A 21,605-nucleotide genomic window follows, 5' to 3' on the forward strand; every position below is an offset into this window, starting at 1 on the left:
CTGAAACTAAAATTGTAGAAACCTTTCAGTCATGAGTATTAGTGCAAAAGATGTAATGAAACTACGTGAGGCTACCGGTGCCGGTATGATGGATTGCAAAAAAGCCCTCACGGAAGCCGATGGAGATTTTGACAGAGCTGTTGAAATTCTTCGTAAAAAAGGACAACAAGTATCTGAAAAAAGAGCGGATCGTGAAGCCAACCAAGGCCTGATCCTCATCAACATAAGTGATGACCATTCCAAAGCAGCAGCAATCGAGGTCAATTGCGAGACAGACTTTGTAGCCAGAAATGATGATTTTCAGGCAAGTGCACAGTCATTCCTGGATGTGGCGTTTGAAAAAGAGATTGGGTCTATTGATGAATTGAAACAGCAAGAGATCGACGGGCTGACCATTGCTAAACATCTCGACGAGATGGTTGGTAAGATTGGTGAGAAGATCAAAATCGGACGAGTTCTATTCATAGAATCTTCCGGTGACCTTGTAAAATACATTCATCCCGGAAACCAGTTGGGTGTTATTGTTGAATTTGAAAGTTCAATCGATGATGCCGATGTAGCCAAAGACGTAGCGATGCAGATTGCAGCGATGAATCCACTTGCCGTTACAAGAGATGGTGTGGATACATCTATCGTGGAAAAAGAACTGGAAATTGCCAAAGAGCAACTGCTCAATGAAGGTAAACCTGCCGAAATCGCGGAGAAAGCATCACAAGGTAAACTTCGTCGTTTCTATGAAGAGCGAGTTCTCCTGGAACAAAAATTTGTAAAAGATAACGGTATATCCGTTAAAGAGTACCTTGAGCAAAACGATGCTCCGCTCGTCAGGTCCTATCACAGGTTACAGCTTGGCGAAGCTTAATTTTCTTGTTTAAAAAAGCTACCTTCCCGGTAGCTTTTTTTTTGTCTTATATTTATGTCATTCGCCTTCTTCAAAAGGGAGGGGGACTTTTCAAATATCAAAACATCAAAATCAAAAGATCTTGGCTACACCATACAAACGCATTCTATTAAAATTAAGCGGCGAAGCACTTTTAGGGGAACAGGGACACGGTATCGACGCAGACATCCTCTCTGCCTATGCCGATGAAATTAAAGCGGTAAAAGAAGCGGGCTTTGAAGTTTCCGTTGTTATTGGCGGAGGGAATATTTTCAGGGGAGTGAAAGGAGCAACCGAAGGAATGGATCGAGTTCAGGGCGATTACATGGGGATGCTTGCCACTATGATCAACAGTATGGCCCTGCAGGATGCCCTTGAGCGTAAAGGAGTTCATACTCGTTTAATGAGTGCCATTCGCATGGAAGAGATAGCCGAACCTTATATTCGTCGGCGTGCAATACGTCACCTCGAAAAAGGCCGGGTAATTATCTTCGGAGCCGGCACAGGAAATCCCTATTTCACCACAGATACAGCCGCCTCATTGCGGGCTATAGAAATAGAAGCAGATGTGATTTTGAAAGGTACCCGTGTAGATGGTATTTACGATTCCGATCCCGAGAAGAATGCAGAAGCCAAAATGTTTGACACCATAACCGGTGAGGAAGTACTCAACCGACGTCTGGATGTGATGGATTTGACTGCTTTCACCCTGTGTCGTGAAAATAAAACGCCTATCATTGTTTTCAACATGAATACGCCAAACAACCTGCTGAAAGTTGTGACGCAAAGTGAACAAGTTGGCTCAACAGTTGTTTGGGATAAATCGTAGTTTTTTTAAATTGGTTGGTTGTCATTCGCTATTTTATCTTGAATGAATAAATTATACCGATTTCTTAATTCAAGAAACAGGAACCGGTATTTGGAGCTAAATTGATGAGAAGTAAAAGTCCTCATCAGATTTAAACCTCAGACTAACGATCAAATCTCTGAATTATGATACCTGAAGAACTGAAACTGATTATTGAGACTGCCGACGAAAGCATGGACGAAGCTGTTAAATTCTGCAAGAAAGAGTTTTCTCACATTCGAGCCGGCAAGGCAACACCAAGCCTGCTTGATGGCGTTAAAGTTGATTATTACGGATCTATGACACCTTTAAATCAATTAGCCAACGTCTCAGCTCCCGAAGCCCGCCTGCTTACAGTTCAGCCATACGACAAGTCGGCGATGGAAGATATTGAGAAGGCCATTATGTCCGCCGGACTTGGCCTGAACCCCAACAACGATGGCACAATCATACGAATCCCTTTGCCAATGCTCTCTGAAGAGCGCCGCACTGAACTTGTAAAACATGCCGGAGAAGTAGCTGAAAATGCCCGAATCAGCATCCGGAATATTCGAAGAAATGCCAACGATGAGATTAAGAACACTGTAAAAGAGGAATCTCTCCCTGAAGACAGTAAATTTGAAGCTGAGGAAGAGATCCAGTCCATTACCGACGCTCATACAAAAAAGGTGGATGAGATGCTGGAGACGAAAGAAAAAGAAATTATGACGGTATAAGAGTTTCAGGTTTCGAGTTACAGGTTCCAGGTTCAATCTCATAACAGAATTACGAATCAAAATTGTATCTTTGGATTGAATTCTATTTGATTTCTAAAACATCTCTACAATTATTACAACCAATTATGATAAAATGGGGGCATGTTCAATATTTCATCTCTGAACCCTTAAAACCTTTAACTTTGAACCTGGAACTTCCAACCTGTATCCTGTAACCTGCCATGTATATATCCGAATTAGAATTACAGGGTTTCAAAAGTTTTGCCCACAAGACACACGTAAAATTTGATAACGGGATAACTGCTATCGTCGGGCCAAACGGGTGTGGTAAATCAAACATTGTGGATGCCCTCCGCTGGGTGCTTGGCGAACAGCGACCTACCCTCCTGCGATCAAGTTCCATGAGCAATGTGATTTTTAACGGAACGGCCAAAAAGAAAGCGTTGGGTATGGCGGATGTCTCTCTCACTTTTGTAAATAATAAGGGAATTCTACCGGTTGAATACAGTGAACTGACTATTACGCGAAGACTTTACCGTTCTGGTGACAGTGAATACCTGATTAATAATACAGCCTGCCGACTCAAAGATATCATGGAGCTATTTATGGATACGGGCATGAGTTCCGATGCCTATTCCGTAATTGAGCTTAAAATGGTTGAAGAAATTCTAAACGATCGGAATAATGATCGACGCCGTCTATTTGAAGAAGCGGCTGGTGTGACTCGTTACAAGGAAAAGCGAAAACAAACCCTGCGTAAACTGGATGATACACTTAAAGATCTCACCCGGCTCGAAGATATTTTAATTGAGATCCGAAAGAAAGCAAGGTCTCTTGAAAGACAGGCTGAAAAAGCAGCAAAAGCAAAAAAGCTTAAAAAAGAGCTCGTACATCTCGACAAAGCTTACACCCTTCACGAGTACAAATCTATCCAGGACGAACTTGATCCGCTTCAAACCAAAATTGAAAATGCGGAAAAAGAAAAAAGTAAAATTGCGGAACGTCTGCAGGAACTTGAGTCAGATGAGGAACGAGCCCGGACCAAGCTCCTGGAGAAAGAACGAAATGAGTCGGAGGCAAAGCGTAGAGTCAGCCAGTTAAGCTCAACCATTCGTGAATTACAAACCAATCTACAGATCACGAATGAAAAAATCAGCAATGAAGAGGGAGTCATTGAGCAATATGAATCTGATATTGAGCAGAGCCAGGTTGATATCAAGGAGCTTACCGAGCTGAAAGAGCGTAACAATAGTAAGCTTGAAAAGCTGTCTGAGGAAAAGGAAAAATCAGAAAAATCTCTTGCTGAATCGAAGGAAAAATTCTCAGACGTTCAGCAAAAGTACACAAAAGTTCGGCATGAATTGTACGAACTTGAAATTGAGATTAGTGACGTCAACCAAAAACTGACCAATCTTCAGTCAAACCGGATTAAGCTTGAATCCAGATTGGAAAACAGTGAGGATGATCAGGATCGGATCGACCAGGATATCAAGAATATTGAATCGGAAATTGATGCTGCTAAAGAAAAACTTGAACAGGCACGAAAGCAGTCTGAGAAAATAAACCACCAGGTTGATGATAAGGAGCAGGAGCTTTTAGAATCGTCCCGGGAGAAAGATAATTTAGAAGAACAGAGAGAATCCCTGCGCGAGGAAATTCGATCTCTGAAAAGTAAAAAGGAAGCCGTCTCATCAGAAATTTCCTTGTTGCAGGGAATTGCCGAATCCAACGAAGCGATGCCTGCTTCCGTCAGCTATTTGATTGAAAATCACAATGAGGAGTTTAATCTCTTGAAACCGGTCGGTGAACTGCTGCAAACCGCTGAAGAGTATGCACCGGCACTCGATACAGCTTTGGGTGATGCTGTTAACTTTATCGTAACAGAATCACTGGATGACGCCATTCGAGCTTCCGAATTCCTAAAAGAAAATGACAAAGGCCGGGCAACATTTATTCCACTCGCTGAATTGAATGACTCTTACTCTACAGAAGCCGGCTCCATTGTTGAACATGTTTGGTTTGATGATGAGTATAAACCCGTGGCTCAGCTTCTTCTGGGTTCCATATTCATAACCGACTCAATACAGGAAGGATCAACTCTGCTTAAAGATTCCGGAACATCGGCGGTTACTCCGAATGGTGATTTGATTACATCAAATAAGATTCTAAAAAGCGGAAGCAAGAATAAACAGGCCGGAATTCGACTGGGCCTTGAAGACAAGTTGAATAAACTGAATAAAAAAGAGTACGAGCTTGAAGGTAAGCTCGTGTCTAAAGAGGACGCTCTTGATGAGATCAACCGAGAATTAGAGCGAATTGATCTTGATTCTATCCGAAAGACTATTCGTGAGTTTCAGAAGACCAATCGGGAACTGGACCAACAGGTGAGCAGCTACCAATCAAGCATCCAGGTGTATCAGAAAAATATCAATGACCTGGAAAAGCGGAAGGATAAACTGGCTGGTAATCGAGATATGGCCATTGAAGAGCTTGAAAATCTTCAGCCAAAACAGAAAGAGCTCCAGAAGAAAATCACGGAGTTGGATAAACAGCAAAAAGAGAAGAAAGAAACACTTCAAAATCTTGAAGAAGAACGAGCGATTGCTCAAAACCGGTACAACGACGCCCAACTGAAGCACCAGGACCTCTCAAATAAAACGGATAACCTGGAGAAAGATATTGAGCGAGCTGAGTCTGGTATCGAAAATATGAGGAGCCGCCAAGAGAGCCGAACAGAGTTGTTGGAGCAAAGCAAAGAGAAGATTGCCGAGTACCGTAAAAAGATTAGGGAAAGCGGTGAACAGCTTGAAAAAGCAAGAGCTCAAAAAAAAGAGGCGGACGAAAAACTTTCATTTGCTGAAGAAGCCAGTAGCAAACAACGCGGTAAAATCAATGAAGTTGAAAAGGAATTAAAAGAACTTCGAAAACGAAAAGAGGTGAATCTTGAATTGGTACATCATTTAACGATGGCCAAAGAGAAGTTTGAAATGAAAGCAGAGGGTCTGTCTGACCACATTTGGGAAACATATGAGATATTGATGGACCAACTCTCAGAAGAGCTTCCTGAAGATATGGAACCCGATGAAGCCAAATCAAGAGTCAGTACTTTGCGTCAGAAGCTGAACCGAATTGGTGATGTGAACCCGCTGGCCATTGAGGAGTTTCGTGAAGAAAAAGAGCGGCTGGAATTCCATGAAGAGCAAATAAAAGATCTCCGGGATGCAGAAGCGGAGATGCGGGAAACAATTGCCGAGATTAATGAAACAGCTACGGAAAGGTTCAGTGAAACGTTTGAGAAGATTCGAAACAATTTTAAGAATGTATTCAGTACACTTTTTAATGAGGATGATTTCTGCGATTTAGTAATCGATGAAGAAGCAGAAGATCCGTTGGAGGCCAAAATTGAGATCCGGGCAAATCCACGTGGTAAACGTCCTTCAAGTATTAATCAGCTATCCGGTGGTGAAAAAACACTTACAGCCATTGCCCTCCTCTTTGCAATCTATCTCGTAAAACCTTCTCCATTCTGTGTGCTTGACGAGGTAGACGCTCCGTTGGACGATGCCAACATCGAGCGATTCTCACAAATGATTAAGAAGTTCAGTGAGGATACTCAGTTTATTATCATCACCCATAACAAAAAGACAATGTCTAAAGCTGAAATGATGTACGGCGTGACGATGCCGGAGACCGGAGTCAGCCGGTTGGTTGGCGTAAAGTTGGATGAGGTGGAGACGGTATAGGTAAGAAGGGAAGTCATCCGATGAGTATTTGAGATCAAATATTTATTCTTACCAGATCCACTCATTGGATGACTTAGAGTATTAATAATTATAACTAAGCACATCTACAGAAACACCATTCACGTAGTTTTGAACCATATCGATTTCTGTAGCCAGATCTGATCCTTCAAAACCCTGAATATCTTCATTCGTGAGGTGCCGATTATAGTACATTAAGAATTGGGACGCGAGCGGCATATAGGACCAATGCCATTTTTCTTCGTTATACCCGGTTCGGCCGTTGAGGCTTTTTTCGGTATAGGTCTGATAAAAGCCGAAATCGTTAGCATTTGCCTTTAACCACTCATACTCCTCTTTTCCCTGACCCTCTTCAAAATAGCTGTTGTTAAGGTTGTTGAGATCGATATCAGTTCCCCAGTGATGGCGAGAGGTCATCGGCATGGAGCTGTACTCAAGGATACCTAACGCTTTTTCCAGATCTGTTTCTGCTGTGGATTCATTCCATTTTCGATCCCATATCGCTTTTTGGTATTCAAAATTTCGTGTACCTGATACAATAATCAGAGATATTCCATCTTGTTTAGCGCTATCCGACATCGCCTGGAAAGCTTCGTAAGTCTTTTTATGGAGATATACTTCTTTGTTGGCATCTTCCGGATCAACCTCTACAAAATCTTCATGGGTTTTAAAATTAAACTGACCCGTCACAAACTCCTCTGAAATATCGACTCTCAATGAATCATTTACCTCAGTTTGTGTTTCCTCGGAAGTTGAGTTCTGCATATCGTTGGATGGAGATTTTTCTCCGCTGCAACTGATCAATAAAATTGAAAACAAAAAAATAAATGGTCTCATAAATTAAAAAAGTGATTAGTTGTTGGTTGTCAGTAGTTGATGGCTTGTTGATTTTTTCAAATGAATGAATGTACAAAAGTCTGGCCTGTGTCTTCACAAAAGCAGGGTATCCTGAACAGTCGAAACGCCATTCATAACATAATGAACAACGAACAACCAACCATTGACAAAAATTATAATTCTTCGATAAACTTCCCGTAAATCCAGCCTGTGATATTATCCCGTGTAGTAATTTCATACCATCTTTCGCCGCTCATTGGCTCTATATTCTCTTTACTGATGGTGGCTTCAATCGTACCATATTCAGCAGTAGAGACAGAAACCCGGACAGAATCAATTTGATCAGACAAAATGGTTACAGCTTTACCAGTCGTAAGATTAATTTGTTGACCATTTTGAACAAATGTCGCATCTCTACTGAGAATGGCCTCCTTACTATTTCCCGAGTTGTAGAAATCAAGAATTTCAACAATTGTGCCTTCTCGAGCGACAACGCCCACGGAGGTAGATTCTGTAGTATGATCACTGCGAATTATTACGTTCGATCCGGTTACACGCCCTTCTGTTGCAAGGTTTGCACGTGCAATTTGATCGATCTTTTCCTCAGCTTCGGATTGAAATTGTCCGTTCGGAAATCGGTTTAAGTATGTTTGAAAAACCGCAGCACTAGAATCATCTCTTATAGACTCCCAGTAACGAAGTTCTAAAAGTTGTTGAGCATCCTCAACAAATTCACCTTCGGGATTTTCTTCAACATATGTCTTGTAAGCTTCATAGGTATCCTCTTGCTGGGCTTCTTGCCAGGTATAAGAATTGCAACCGTACAAAAGAAATAGCGGGAATAGTAAAATAAGCAAAAAATATTTATTCATAGGGATACAGCCTTTAAAATCTAATTGATAAGATAAGAAATTTGGCACCATATACTCACAACTGCTTTTCCGTATAATCGCCTGCTTTTTTTATTAGAATAAAACTGAATAGTTCCTGCAGATAATTCATTATCCACAAAAGTTTCATCATTACCCATTAGGGTAGACGGATCTTTAAATATGGGCTCTCAACAATTTAGATAGGCATTGGAGATAAATGATGAAGATTAGGTTATTGAGTCACCCGAAGCAAAAAACTTATACTATATTCTTTCGATTATTCATTCTCAATTGCTTCAATCCATCTTCTTAAAGCTTCCGTGTCAACATCATCAATGGATTGATTTCTTTCAAATTGGTTGAAATCTATAAGCGGCTCTTGGTTGAATTCAGGACCGATACCGCCTCCTTGTCCGTGACACGTTGGACAATTAGATCCCGAGCCCTGTTGTACATTTCCCTGAGCTTGTTCACGAACGATATTATCATATCCCGTATATGGCCTGTCTAATATATTTTCAAAATCACTTCTTGTAGTACTTCCTGTTGTTTCCAAACTAGTATAATGGACAGCAGAAATAGCGCTTGTTCCTACAGCCTGTTCATGTCTGCTTACAGCCGCATCCCGGTAAAATGGCGAAATCCAGGCCATAAATGTCGGACTGCCGGTTGCCATAAAATAACGGCCTTCACCCGTCAATGCGAGTGCTCTCCAGCTTGCTCCTTCAATCCAACGAAGTTTATTGGTTCCATACCTTTGATCCGTTTGTTCACCAATCGGCTTAATCTGTTGCTGGTACTCATTGTATTTCTCCTGGAACCAATGATTCCAGACGTCTCTGTCCAGCCTACCCAGTGCAAGCCAATAGTCATGCAGTTGAACTAAATCAGTATCCGGAAGAGCACCACTATCGTATTTAACCTCTAATAAATGTTGGCGTTTTATTCTTGCAGACTCTTCAAGGCCATTTGCAATTTCAATAAAAAGCTGATTCTGTTCTGTACTCTGAAATGCTTCATTAATTTCATTCTCTCCTGCAATTTTAGCAGCTTCACCAATTACACCACCAATACGATCCGCAACACTTGTTGTTAGCGTAATTCCAACTCGAGTTGCAAAACTGCTAATTACTCCCCCGAATCCAGGAACAATAATAGCCATACTGATGCTAAATAAGGCCTTTGCTAAATCGGCATTTGCCTGGGCCGCAGCTGAAATGGCACGATCTGCATCTTGCGCACCGTTATTATAATCAGTGTGTGTTGTACCCATCTCGGCAATAATATTAGTAACATAATTATCCCGTTGGGTATCGCTCAGTGGTTCTCTTTGAATACGTTTTTTTGCTTTTCCCTGCTGTACAACATGAGTCAATTCATGAGCCAGCAAATGTTTTCCTTCGTGGGTTGATGGATTGTACTCTCCTGAATTAAAATAGATGTCATTGCCATGAGTAAAAGCACGGGCTCCAATTGAAGTACTCATTTGCGATGCATCTGAATCGGTATGAATATTCACACCATTAAAATTGGCCCCGATTTTTTGACTCATTTCTGATTGGACTGAACGAGGAAGCTGATTCCCTTTTCCACTTTTTGCCTGGAGCTGAGTACTTACACCCTGACTTACCATATATCCGGATTGTGCAGAATTGTTTGATTTCCTTTGAATATTTTCTTCCTCTTTACACTCCTCGCACTTCCGCTGAAGAATCGGTTCACGCTTCATTTGCAGTTCTTCCTCTTCTTCCATCTCTTGGCGCTGAACAGGTTGTGGTGCATCCGGCATTTGGACTACTGCATCCGCTACCCAATCGGCCTGCCTCTCATAAGGATCATCCGGTTCACCAATTTCAAGTTTCGGTTGTAAGACAGCGGGACCAAAAAAAGGTTGATCATCACTTTTCACGGACTTAAAAAAGGATGAACTCTTGCTGCCAACATTCTTCGATGGTGATTTGGTTTGATCTGTATGGGCCGTGCTTTTCATTGTGATTGATTAAATATTTTATCTTTTGGAATCTATTCTCATAAGCGAATACCGTAATCTTCCTCGAGGTTATAATGCATTCCATGCACGGTACCTTCCCCCCTGGCAATCGTTAATTTTCGGTTTCGAACATCTTCAACCCATCGGGGATTTGATGCCTCCGCCCTTCTATTGGCTACGATTATAAGGCGTTCCTCTTCACCCGCATCATCAGAAAGCTGGTCAAAATCCCGCAGTATCTGTTCTCGCACATACGAATAGATACTTCCATTCTGCACTTTGATGTCAAACATTAAAGCCACAGCCCTTTCCGATTTAAGATCATATTCATCAGCCAAATCCTGAGCAGCATCATACAACCTTTCGGCAGCTTCCACCTGTATTTGCTGAAACTCTTTATTTCGCCCTAAACTTTTAAACAATCCACGCCAGGGTTCTCTTAATACCAATCGAATGGGATCCTGAATAGACCTCCCCCACTCCATCTGCTGCTCATGGGGGGATTGCAAAATTTCCCGAAACTCACTGCAATGATCAGCAAAAATCTCTTCAACAATCTCAGGATTTTCTTCATCCATTTTTAAAAGGAGTGGCTGCAGACTACCCTGACCGATATTCCACTGGAGTGCACCAAAACTGATCGCCTGGCCGTCAAAATCACCGGTTATTCCTGCAAAACAATCCGGAGGCGGCTGGCTCGTTTCAAAGGCTCCGGTTAAAGCTAAGGACCGATATGAAAGGTCTTCATTGAGAATAGATGGAGGCTGGACTTCATCTTCATCAAATAACTCCTTCCATGTTTCAGGACCAACAATTCCATCTATCGTTAAATTTTCAAACCGTTGAAAGGCCTTCACTGCACTTTCAGTTCCCCCACCAAAAATACCATCGATGGGTCCATGGTAGTGATTTTTATCCTGAAGCTCACGCTGTATCTGCTTCACTTCATCGCCGGTTGATCCTCTTCTGTAAAGTGCCATTTTTAATATTATTTATTGATTTTTTTAATTATGGAATTCCCTGTAAGGGGGGTAATGGATCTGTGGGAGGTACACAGCAGCTATCGTAATCTGATGGAGTTGCTGTTCCTGCCAGTTCACCTGCAAACATATCAAAACAAACGGTATTATTCCTATTATGTGCCTCACCACAATCACCCAACCAGCCAAAGCCAAAATGGAACCATTCATGCAGGATTGTTTCTGCACGATCGTCTGCAGAAGCGGTCCAGAATGACTCACACAGTTCAGTTGTATTGATACCATTGGCTGTCCATGCCATACCTACTCCCGGTTGATCTGTACATTCACCGGGCGGTTCATTACCCGGTCCCGCACAAACATATCGATGATCCAAATTGCTGATCCATTGAGCTACCAGGTCATAACGTCGTGCTAACAGTGGAAGATGCGTCTCCCGAACTGTTTCATCGTTGTAGTCAAAGTGAAATCGTCTCCATAATGCATCCCGAAAATCATGAAGAGACTGAGATTCACCACCAATACTGATCAGGGGATGTAAAATTAGATGAGTCCAAATTTCACCGGAAGCTCTCCGGGCTAGTCTGACAGCTTCCTGCTCAGCTGTTCGAAGAGTACCCACAGCACCCGCTCTTGTATTCCTGCAGGGCACATGGCCATCATCATCAACCACATTTCTTTGTATTTGGTTAACAGTCTTTAATTTGTTTTGCTGAACCACATGCGTCAATTCATGAGCCAAAAGATGTTTCCCATCACTCGATTGAGGACGATATTCTCCCGAATTAAAATAAATATCGTTGCCTTGTGTAAAAGCACGAGCCCCCAGCGACTGACTCATCTGCACTGCTTCCGAATCGGTATGAATATTCACACTACTGAAGTCAGCTCCTATTTTTTGGCTCATTTCTGATTCAATGGGTACTGGTAAGCGGTTGCCGGATCCACTCTTTGATTCTAATTGATCACTTATTTGCTCACTTGTTGTGTTGCCGGTGCCACCTGACTCGGTTGCTTTTTTTTGAAGGCTTTCCTCTGCACAGGCCTTACACTTTCGTTGAGGAATCGGCTCTCGTTGCATTTGTAACTCATCTTCTTCCAAAGACTGTGCCTGAACCATCTCTTCTTCTTCCATTGCTTGTCGCTGTATGGTTTCCGCAGAGTGAGGCATTTGAACGACAGCATCCGCTACCCGATCAGCCTGTTTCTCATATTTATCATTCGGTTCACCAATCTGCAGTTTTGGTTGTATGGTTGCAGGAGCAAAAAAAGAATTTGGACGTTGATGATTGGCATGAAAAAAAACTTCGTTCATTGAGTTCGGAGACCATGAATGTGTACTTACAGCTTGTGATTTTGGCTCTGCAGTTTTCATTTTTGACCTATTTAGTTCCGTTTGGTTTCACGCCATTATTCAACAAATTGTTGAATATTTTGCCCTCCTTTTCTACTTCGCGTTTGATTCCGTGAAGCAGATTTCGAAGAGTGATGATTTCTGATTTATCCCCCAACGTTTTCAAAGAAGCAAGATGAACTGCATTGATAATATTCCCGCCGGTCAGCTTATATCGTACTGCAATTTCCTCGATATCCACATCCGGATCAATTTTAGCACGGTTCGGCAGCGATTTTTCCCAAATACTCTTGCGAAGTTTTGCGTCCGGAAATGGAAACTTGATGATGGCATTAAATCGACGTAAAAATGCATCATCAATGTTCGTTTTGAAATTGGTAGAAAGGATCACGAGGCCATTGAAATTTTCAACACGCTGCAAGAGATAACTCACTTCCTGGTTGGCATATCGGTCGTGGGAATCGTTTACGTCCGTGCGTTTTCCAAACAAGGAATCGGCTTCATCAAAAAAGAGAATCCAATCTTTGTTATCTGCTTTAGAGAAGAGTTTTTCAAGATTTTTCTCCGTCTCTCCAATATATTTTGAAACGATTGTTGATAGATTTACACGAAAAACATCCCTGCCGGTATATTTGCCCAAGAGACTCGCAGTCAATGTTTTACCGGTCCCCGATGGACCATGAAACAACACCCGATATCCGGGTTTCAATTTCTTCGACATCTCCCACTCCTTCATCAGGCGTTTGTTATACTGAATCCAGGTTTTCAGTTCATCGATCTGTTCTTCAAGTTCTTCCGTAAGAACGAGATCGTCCCAGTTTCGCTCTGTATCAATTTTTTGTGCTGGAAAATCGGGACCAAATGATGGCGTAGACATTTCGCCTGTCAAAAATAGATCTACATACTCCCTTGCAAATACCAATTTACCGCTCATCTCCGGTTCACCGTCCGGAACGTGTTCAATTGAAATAATTCCCGATTTGATTAAATCAGAGGTCCGTAACAATCTAAAAATTTTCAAACGAGTTAATGTATCTGTTCCCCCCAAAATAAATTGAGCCGTTTCTCCTGTGGGAATAATTCCCCTTGCATTTTTTGCTTTGGCCGCACCAAATATGGGCAGATCTCCGCCTTGCGGTAAAAAATGTTGAATCAGATTGGTGTAAAGTTCAGGCCTCAGGTGGGGAATCAAAGTCAAACTAAGAACCAATTGCTCTTCATTACTTAGATTTTTCTCTTTAACAAAATCAGTAAATGGATGTCCCTTCTTTTCTTTCACTTGAAACTCATTTACTCCAGGCAAGTCTTCTCTCTTCTGAAAATAATGTTCCAGTCTGTGGAATATAAAATTCCGGAGCGATGATATGAGTTCTTCGTAGACCATCCTTAATGCCAATGTACAGTTAACATTTCATCCATCCATTTTAATTTTATAATGGACAGGTTCCACGGCAGCTTATCTAACAGTATATCTATGGTTTTTTCTTCTATATACAAAGACCATCCGAACTCTTCCCGTCTTAAAATTCCTTCACGTTTGAGGAAGTTTCCCCGCAACCCTTCGATTCCAGTATTTTTTAAAGCTGCCCAGTGTGCAAGAGAACTGGATAAAACCGAATTACATTCTGTTCTCTCCGTTTCTGAGAGTTGCAGATACCGATTTATGGGTAGCCCCGTTGGCCATCTGCATAAAAACTTTGGGAGTTGTAACTCGTACTCCGGAAATTTTTCCTCACCGGTCGCTAAATAGTGAACCAGGCAGACGGCACGTTCCCTTGCGGCTTGATTCAAAAATTCACCATCTTCAACATAGCCAAGATTTTTGAAGAGGGAGTCCAAAAATGGATGAAGAATAACGACTCCGGCATTAGTAACTGAAATCTCATTCCTATGATCAATAAATTCAGGCTCAATATCTATTTCGGACTCCTTTGGAAAATCGCCTTCAATCAATAACTCATCGTTGCGATCTTCGATCCAGTTGTCGCTACTCGACAGATCCTCCAACTGCTCAACCCAATATTCTCTCTCCTGTTGTTCGGAACGGTTCAACCACAGTCTCAAATCTGTAACAATTTTTTTAGAACCTCCTGTTTGAGCTTCTCTACTTATCATTTTTTTGATGGCTGAGATAAAAAGATGCTCCACTAGTTTTTCCTGAGCGACACCAGCGATTCTCCCTTTTATAATTCCGGATATAAAATCTCTTTCTATTTCATGAATGAAAGCAGTTGATAGATTCTGATTTTGTAAAAATCTCAGTATCTCATCCTGAAGATTAAGCAGTTGGCCACTTCCCGGATGGCCTTCAACTGTTTTTCGAACCAGCTCTTGGACCACAACGGGAGAAAAATGCCTCACCAACCGGTTAACAACGTAGATGTGGTTTTGAACAAGTGACTTTATCAGGGATATCCATTCATCTGCACTCAGATTCAACAACCACTTCTCAGCTTCATCCAGTGCCGATTTTTCAGCCCACCATGGGATCTCTCCAGTTTTCAAAAAAGAGCTAACTATTTCACGATAGCTATTTTCTTCGGAAAGTTTTTGAACCGTCTCTTTCGAAACTAACTCAGGCGACTCCTCCTGAGATTTAAATAGCTTCTCGATTTTATCTCTCACTGCATCTGCGATCTTTTTGTCGAGCTGAGCAAAATCAGCCGTTGAGAGATCGATCTCCACAGATAATGAGTCAATTTTGAAGTGAGATTCACCAGCCAAATCATCCAAAATAGGCGAGAGGCTCCGCATAGCATCCTGAATAGCTCTTTTCAGCTTCTCCGACTTTTCGGAGTGTTTTTCATCAGAATGCAATGTGAGTTCTGCCTGAATTTTTTGGATGATATGTGGTCTATCTTCCATCTGCCAATCGTCTCAAAATGCTTATGATTTTTCCAATGATGGTTCTCATGTCTCGATCAAACCTGTCTCCCATTCGATCCTGAACTGCATCAAGTTTATTGTGAATCTTATCAGTCTCAAGAACACTCTTTAGTGCTTCACGGAAGCTCTCAAATACCTGTTCGGTCACAGTCAGCCAGTTTAGCCGGTCATTATGCATGGCAATATCACTTCCAATCCTGTTATCTCTGCAGGAATGTATGTAGAAGTAGAGCAGTGCCATTTCATAGTAAACCATCAGCATAAACTCGAGCCCGTTTACTCTTCGCTGATTCATGATATTCTCAAGTACCATTTTCTGAGTTTCCTGGATCATCGGAATCACACTATTATCCAACTCACCATTTAAGGCAGATTCGGGATCATCAAGAATCTTTTCATATACACGTCTAATTTTTCGCATGTAGAAAAGTTGGAATCGTCGATCGATCTCGTTGTTATCATTTTGAGCTTCTCGGTCCATCACACTGAATGAAGCTTTAATCGCCTGGGCACTGATTTCCACACAATTTCTCTCGGGTTGATCAGGGTCATCGGGCTGATCCGGATTATCTGGATCGTCGGGCCGATTGGGATCATCCGGAATCTCCAGTTCAGGAACATCCACATTTACACTTTCCGAAAATGTTGCGCGGCATGGACCATTAAATGCGGTTAATTTCACTTCAAAGTCGAAATTTCCACCCGGCCTTACTTTAAAGAAATGCGTGAATTCCAGGGCATTTTCATTCTGGACTATATCACCATCGAAATCCCATTCAAAGGTGAGTTCATCAAATGGAGTTGATCGGTTCTGGAATTTCACAACGGCTAGCGTATTTTCTTCTCTGAATGAAATTTCTTCCCCAATTGTAAACCTCGCGTTCGGTTTTCGATACACCTCAAGTATCGGTTCAACCGGCTGACCGTTCACCTCAAACCGGATTACATTTCCATACTCTTGTGGGCTTACATTATTCGGATCGAAGAATGTACCATTTTCTTCCACTCGAATTACATTTTCAAGCTCCCGCTTCTGGATAAATGCTTTCACATCGCCGCCCGCCGGTGTTACACTTAACGGGATTGGATCGGTATTGCCATTCTCATCCACACAAACATGATCTACAGGAATTCGCAAGGTGGCGAGTTGTTCCGGAAATACAAAGTTTGTGGATGGCGTTTCTGAGCAGCAAATGTATGGTAAACTGAGATCACCTATAACAGTGCCGTGCGGAATATTTTCCCTCGCAGGGATACTCGTTCTTGCACGAATTCCAGGAAGGTTAGAGAAACCTTCCTCAGCTGCGCGTCGTAGAGCCTCTGACTCATCAAAAGTTCCACGGAAATGAGTCATATCGCCGAACTCTCTGCTGATTGGAATTTCATGAGCGGGTTGTTCAAACCTTTCCCGACTCATCATCAATGATGAAAATCTCTTCTCTGTTATTTCTGATGATTCTCCGGGTTTACGGTTCTTTGAGTAGTAGAGCAGAACAAATGTGCCCCCCTTCTCCACTCCGGCTTTGTGCTCGGCGCCGGGATGATCCTGGATAAATTGATCGAGAACGAACTTGTCTAAAACCTCTCTCTTTCGTTCAATGATTTTTTCATACAACACTTTCACTTTTTCCATGATACAGCAAGATGAAGAGATCCGGTTCAGAACATACTGGTAATTTTCCACCCACTCTTTTGACCGCAGTACACTATCATCTTTGTTGATTAAGCCCTGCAATCTCTTCTTAGATTCCGAAGTTTTTCTGCATTGGGCTTCGAGCGATTCCAGGTATTTTTTGAGATTCTCTTCTGTAAAATCCTCAATATCCGTCAGTTTATAGTCTTCAGTCTCCTTCAGGTAGCCCACAAGTTGACCCGGAATGTTGATTGTGGCTTCAACAATATCAGGATTCCAATTGCTGATAATATTCCCGACAGCATTGTTTGTTTTCACCCAAAAATCATTCCTGTTATCTGTAATTTTCACGACATCCTTCATAGCAAAACCAAGAGTATCTTTTTCAGATGCGATACTTTTCATTACCTGGTTTTCTTTGGGCTTTTTGGTTTTACCCGTCACACTCGTTCCGTATAGATAATGTGTGGGTATTTTCGCCATGGGCTGATCCATTTCGATGATACCGGAATGAATGTTTGAATCAGTATTTACATCCTGTTCGGGCACCTTATATGCGATATGCCTTCCGGGTTCTTTTGTGCTGAATTTTGTAAGAAAGTCACTGGCCGTTTTCATGAGACATTGCTGCTCTTCATTCCAAGCCTGTAAAACTACCTGCAGATCTTCGAAATAGACTCGATATTTATCGTAATCGATTGTCGATTCTTCGGGATAATCGCCGATTGCAACCTGCTGGATATCAAAAGGCAGTGATTTATTTTTCTGAATCTCTTTAATTCTCTTATGAGCATCCTGAATATGCTTACCTGTATGACCTTCAATTCTGTAAAAATCGTGATCGTCCAAATGAACATTCAGAGGCTTGAATTCTCCGGAGGGATAACCGGCACCATAATAATTCGGGACCAGTTCAACATCCTTATCTCTCCATTTCTGCAAAAACGTTGAAGCCACGGATGCTTTCTGAAGATTGTAGTAAAACGGTACGGCTCTCTTGCCCTGGGAAAAATCATCATCTCTCGATGGGGTAATTCGAATCTCATTCTTTTCCTCTGCCCGAAAATTTTTAATCATTTGAAGCAGCCGCTCAAATACGTTATTCATCTGGCCCAGTGCTGATTCTACATGGGTTGGTGAGGGATAAAATGGATGGCGCCAATTCTCTGAGCTTTCATTAAGCGTACCAAGAAGCACATGTTTGGGAAATGCTCCCGGGTCGGGGCAGCAAATGGCATAATTCTTTTTCAAGAGATCTCTTAATTCATTGTAAGCATCAGCAAGATCTTTATAAAAATCATAGACATACTGGAAGTTTGTAGCAGAAGACGGAACCTTGTGAAGCTCGCTTGTGGGGTCGACTCCTAGCCGATTGAATACATTACTGAATACTGAAATGGAACCAAGTTTGTTAATCTGATTTGCCAGCGTTTGAAATGAAATATCATATGCTTTTTTGAATGAATTGTAGTCTCCGGTATTCGTCTCATTCAGGAGTACTCGCGGGACATACTCCTTATAAAGTTCATCAACAATAAAATCACTTCCTCCCTGCAGCAGGTTCGAAAAGATAGAATCCTGTTCAGCAATTTTCTGCGCATTCTCCGTAGAGATTAACAAAACCCGCAACTGATTGACGACCGGTTGTCCCTGGGTATCGCAATCTACAGGTGAGCAATCTTCCTCTTCACCGAGATAATCTTCAAGATAGAGTATGGCAATGGCTTTCTTGAAATCAATATCTGTCGTTGACTCAAATTGGCTGAGGGGACGAACATCCGACGGCGACGTATCGGTTTCCAACTCCCAAAGCTCCATTGTAGCACCTTCATCGTCCGTAAAAAACGGGTATTTAACATTTGCGTCGCTGAATCTCTTGAATCCCGCATATTTTTTTGTACCGAGTTTCAGCAGGTCTCCCGCCGTTGTAACGGCCACTCCATCCGTCAAATGGATCTCTCTGTTCGATTCATCTATGGAGATCTGCAAACCGCATACCACACCAACTCCATGCAGAAGCATCCTGGAAAGCCGATCCTGGTGATTCAGATAATCCAGCACCGAATTTAGATGATCATCGGTGAGCACCTGGTTATCAACAAATTTATGGTAGTGCGGGGTTGGTTGAGTTAAGAGATTATTCGTCGCCATTGTCTTCCTGTTTTAATTCGCCAATTGTTGATTTCCCCAACACAATTGAGGATTCGGTATCTGCATCACCGGATTCACAGTCATACAGTTTTCCCTGCGGATAGATCGTTTCCAGATCGTGTAACAGATCTACCAGGGGTTTTAAAAATTCATTGTTCTGTTGATTCCCGGAACTTTGCATTTTCTTGGTCAGCCATTTTTTGTACAGATCTTGTAGTTTCTGCATCGGCCCGTCTTCTGTACTCAACTCTCCGTCTTCCGTTTCAACAGTATTCCCGATCCAGCAAATTCTGCAAAGGATGTGCGCAGGTACCTCTCGCCGAATCAATTTTTCGGCATATTCCCTGAAATACATGTTTGAAAATCGACGTGTCCATCCGGGAAAAACAAATGTTAGCCGCAATGAATAGGGATCTGATGGCTTACACTGTTTACATTCATTGTCCATACAGATATGCATAAATTTTTCACCGGCATCTTCATCATTACGGTCCGGCCTGAACAGAATATGTTCAAAAACGAAGAATCCCTCATCAGTCACCCTGTTGTACATATACTCCGTGATGGCGGGAATCGCTTCAATCCCTTCATCTCTAGAATCGAACAATTTCTTACACATGGCTGCATTCTCCTTGTTTTCATCCAGAATATGAAAGGTGAATTTCCCCCCGCCTGTTTCGTGAAGTGCATAGTTTTTCTGATTCCAGGCCAGCGAAACAGCGTACCATAATGATCGTTCTGCTTTTGATTCATCATCGTATGACCCTATGCTTTCAAACAAGGGTTGATCGGATTTATCAAATACTACCCACGTCCAGTCACCAGAATTCTCGTTGATCTCAAATTTGGTGGATGTCAAATCACGCCGGGAATAGTCCCTGATACCCAACAGCCGCGCCAGCCGATGTTTCAAACCGGCCACATCAAACGTATTCCATGGATCGGTTTCACCACTATAATAATCAATGGATTGTACCCGGTTAGAGCTCAGATCAGCATACTCTTTCAACAAGATTGATTTGTGCCATAGCGTAGCGCGTGTTAAATCCTCTCCAAACCCATCCATCATCGCAAAGGCATAGTCATTCATATTCTCAGCAAACCGTGCCAAAAGATGATCCATAAATTCATTTTTTCGAATCTCAGCGTCATCATAATCTGAGAGTATTCGTTTAACGTCCGTCTCATATGAATCGTAATTCTTGATCAATTCCGATTCATTCATTACATCCTTAACCTCCGCATAGAAATAACTTTCGGCCCCAACATCTGCCGAGAGAAGGTCCCCTATATTTCGAAGGTGACCGAAATAGGTCGCTAAAATCTGATCGAAAAACAGCAGATAGCTTTTCAGTTGTTTGGCTTTTGCATGGCGTTCCGGTGGAAGTGAAGGCGAAAGGCCATATTCACTCGTTCCATAGATCTGTGGCAACTCATTTTGAACGGACCTGTAGTACTCCGTATCGACAAACTGACCATTTTCTGGTGTAAGATCATCGTAGCTGAGGGAAAGTGATGCCTGGTGTTCATCAATCCGAATATTTAAATGATTCACTACGCTCTTTACATCCTTCGGCATCGGGATAACATCCTTGAACAGGTTTGTATTTTTGATGCTTGGTTTAATACACAGACGCGGCAAAATCACAGAGTCCTTCGGCAGGCAGATGGTCCATTTTTGCTTCGTTTTATCTCGGACTTCATCCGGAATTTCACTACCGTTACAGGCGCCCATTTTTAGTTTCCGAATGCTTTTTACACCTTCCGTCTCACTGATAATCTGAACCAGGTCGGAGAGATGAATCTCTTTCCTGATTGCTGCCTTTTCTAACTCTTCATCTGTAATAAATCCATTTTCAAGAACCGGGCCATTGTAAATGGATTCTACGGGAAGACCCTCATCCAACAGATCATCGAGTGATTTGCGCTTCACGGAGGGAGAAAAATATTCCTGAACTCCAAAAAGGATCTCAGCCATTACATCCGTGGTACCGGCCGTTCGTTCAATTTCAATATCACCGCAGACAATGAGATCGAGGTAGCTGACCTCTTTTACCCTGATAAGATCTTCGCAGACATTTCGATTTGCATGATAGCGGCTCTTAATCTCAGCTTCTATCTCATCAATAATTTTTTTTCTCTGTTCGCTGTCTTTCTCAAGTATCTTGATGTCATGATCCGGTTCAAAGTAGATATCATACAAACCCTTCACAGACATAGATTGAAGATGTTCATAATCAGGCGAAAGATCTTTCTCGTAACTCAGTTTCCCCTGCGGATCTTCCTCAGTCGGTTCATCTTTTTTGAGACAATGCTTGTGTATGACGTGGTCGGTATTGACATGTATAAATGCATTCTTAACTCCCTTCACATCAATGAAAAGTTTACGGTAGTCCTTTTCAGTGATCGGTTTCGTTGTCAGAACCCGCTTGGCCGTGGGAAAACTACCTTTAATTGCCCCTTTTGCATCTTTCGTTTTTGTAAGCAGATCCGGTATCGGCAGTTGTATTCGGTTGCCCAGATCGGTAATGGCATAGCACAGCGCCTCCAACATGGTAATTCCCGGATCATGGCTGTTGTAATCAGTCCAAAGTTTGCGGCTCAGTTCCTCAATATGCTCCATACCCGTCCGGTGCAGGAATTCAAAATCCCGGTCGTCGTTTGTAGCTGTATGTTTTGGTATAGTTACAGGATCCAT

13 protein-coding genes are annotated in these 21,605 nt (G+C 42.2%); 4 read left to right on the top strand and 9 right to left on the bottom strand.

From position 1 onward, the window contains the following. Positions 1-31 precede the first annotated feature (31 nt). From tsf to smc, 4 genes are all read left to right on the top strand, one after another. Positions 32-862, top strand: coding sequence for a translation elongation factor Ts (tsf, locus tag L6773_RS15150; RefSeq protein WP_237855284.1), 831 nt, complete (start codon positions 32-34; stop codon positions 860-862). Between the two features lie 121 nt (positions 863-983). Continuing rightward, complete coding sequence (pyrH, locus tag L6773_RS15155) at positions 984-1,709, top strand: UMP kinase (RefSeq protein WP_237855285.1); 726 nt, start codon at positions 984-986, stop codon at positions 1,707-1,709. Between the two features lie 164 nt (positions 1,710-1,873). Further along, positions 1,874-2,443, top strand: a complete 570-nt coding sequence (gene frr / locus L6773_RS15160) for a ribosome recycling factor (protein WP_237855286.1) — start codon at positions 1,874-1,876, stop codon at positions 2,441-2,443. Positions 2,444-2,664: 221 nt separating this feature from the next. Further along, positions 2,665-6,186: a chromosome segregation protein SMC gene (smc, locus tag L6773_RS15165; RefSeq protein ID WP_237855287.1), complete on the top strand. Its 3,522-nt coding sequence runs from the start codon at positions 2,665-2,667 to the stop codon at positions 6,184-6,186. 81 nt (positions 6,187-6,267) lie between these two features. Here smc and L6773_RS15170 read toward each other — a convergent pair whose 3' ends face one another. The 9 genes from L6773_RS15170 to L6773_RS15210 all read right to left on the bottom strand — a co-directional run bounded on the left by L6773_RS15170 (position 6,268) and on the right by L6773_RS15210 (position 21,605). Beyond that, entirely contained in the window at positions 6,268-7,041 is a 774-nt protein-coding gene (locus L6773_RS15170) for a M15 family metallopeptidase (RefSeq protein WP_237855288.1), read from the bottom strand. A gap of 173 nt (positions 7,042-7,214) precedes the next feature. Beyond that, positions 7,215-7,913, bottom strand: coding sequence for an outer membrane protein assembly factor BamD (locus tag L6773_RS15175; RefSeq protein ID WP_237855289.1), 699 nt, complete (start codon positions 7,911-7,913; stop codon positions 7,215-7,217). 277 nt (positions 7,914-8,190) lie between these two features. Continuing rightward, positions 8,191-9,903, bottom strand: coding sequence for an eCIS core domain-containing protein (locus L6773_RS15180; protein WP_237855290.1), 1,713 nt, complete (start codon positions 9,901-9,903; stop codon positions 8,191-8,193). 38 nt (positions 9,904-9,941) lie between these two features. Beyond that, a complete protein-coding gene (locus tag L6773_RS15185) occupies positions 9,942-10,883 on the bottom strand; it encodes a peptidoglycan-binding domain-containing protein (protein ID WP_237855291.1) in 942 nt (313 codons plus the stop codon). 28 nt (positions 10,884-10,911) lie between these two features. Beyond that, on the bottom strand, positions 10,912-12,258 hold the full coding sequence (locus L6773_RS15190; protein ID WP_237855292.1) for an eCIS core domain-containing M35 family metalloendopeptidase: 1,347 nt from the start codon (positions 12,256-12,258) through the stop codon (positions 10,912-10,914). A gap of 7 nt (positions 12,259-12,265) precedes the next feature. Further along, positions 12,266-13,516 (bottom strand): ATP-binding protein, encoded by a 1,251-nt coding sequence (locus tag L6773_RS21780; RefSeq protein WP_237855293.1) that lies wholly within the window; start codon positions 13,514-13,516, stop codon positions 12,266-12,268. A gap of 107 nt (positions 13,517-13,623) precedes the next feature. Continuing rightward, positions 13,624-15,102 (bottom strand): contractile injection system tape measure protein, encoded by a 1,479-nt coding sequence (locus L6773_RS15200; RefSeq protein ID WP_237855294.1) that lies wholly within the window; start codon positions 15,100-15,102, stop codon positions 13,624-13,626. Continuing rightward, the gene (locus L6773_RS15205; protein WP_237855295.1) at positions 15,092-18,907 is read right to left on the bottom strand and encodes a hypothetical protein; all 3,816 of its coding nucleotides are present in this window, start codon (positions 18,905-18,907) and stop codon (positions 15,092-15,094) included. Before L6773_RS15205 ends, L6773_RS15200 begins: the two co-directional genes overlap by 11 nt. Continuing rightward, positions 18,894-21,605: a baseplate wedge protein gene (locus L6773_RS15210; RefSeq protein ID WP_237855296.1), complete on the bottom strand. Its 2,712-nt coding sequence runs from the start codon at positions 21,603-21,605 to the stop codon at positions 18,894-18,896. Before L6773_RS15210 ends, L6773_RS15205 begins: the two co-directional genes overlap by 14 nt.

It is taken from the genome of Rhodohalobacter sulfatireducens (genome assembly GCF_022012475.1).
Classification (GTDB): domain Bacteria; phylum Bacteroidota; class Rhodothermia; order Balneolales; family Balneolaceae; genus Rhodohalobacter; species Rhodohalobacter sulfatireducens.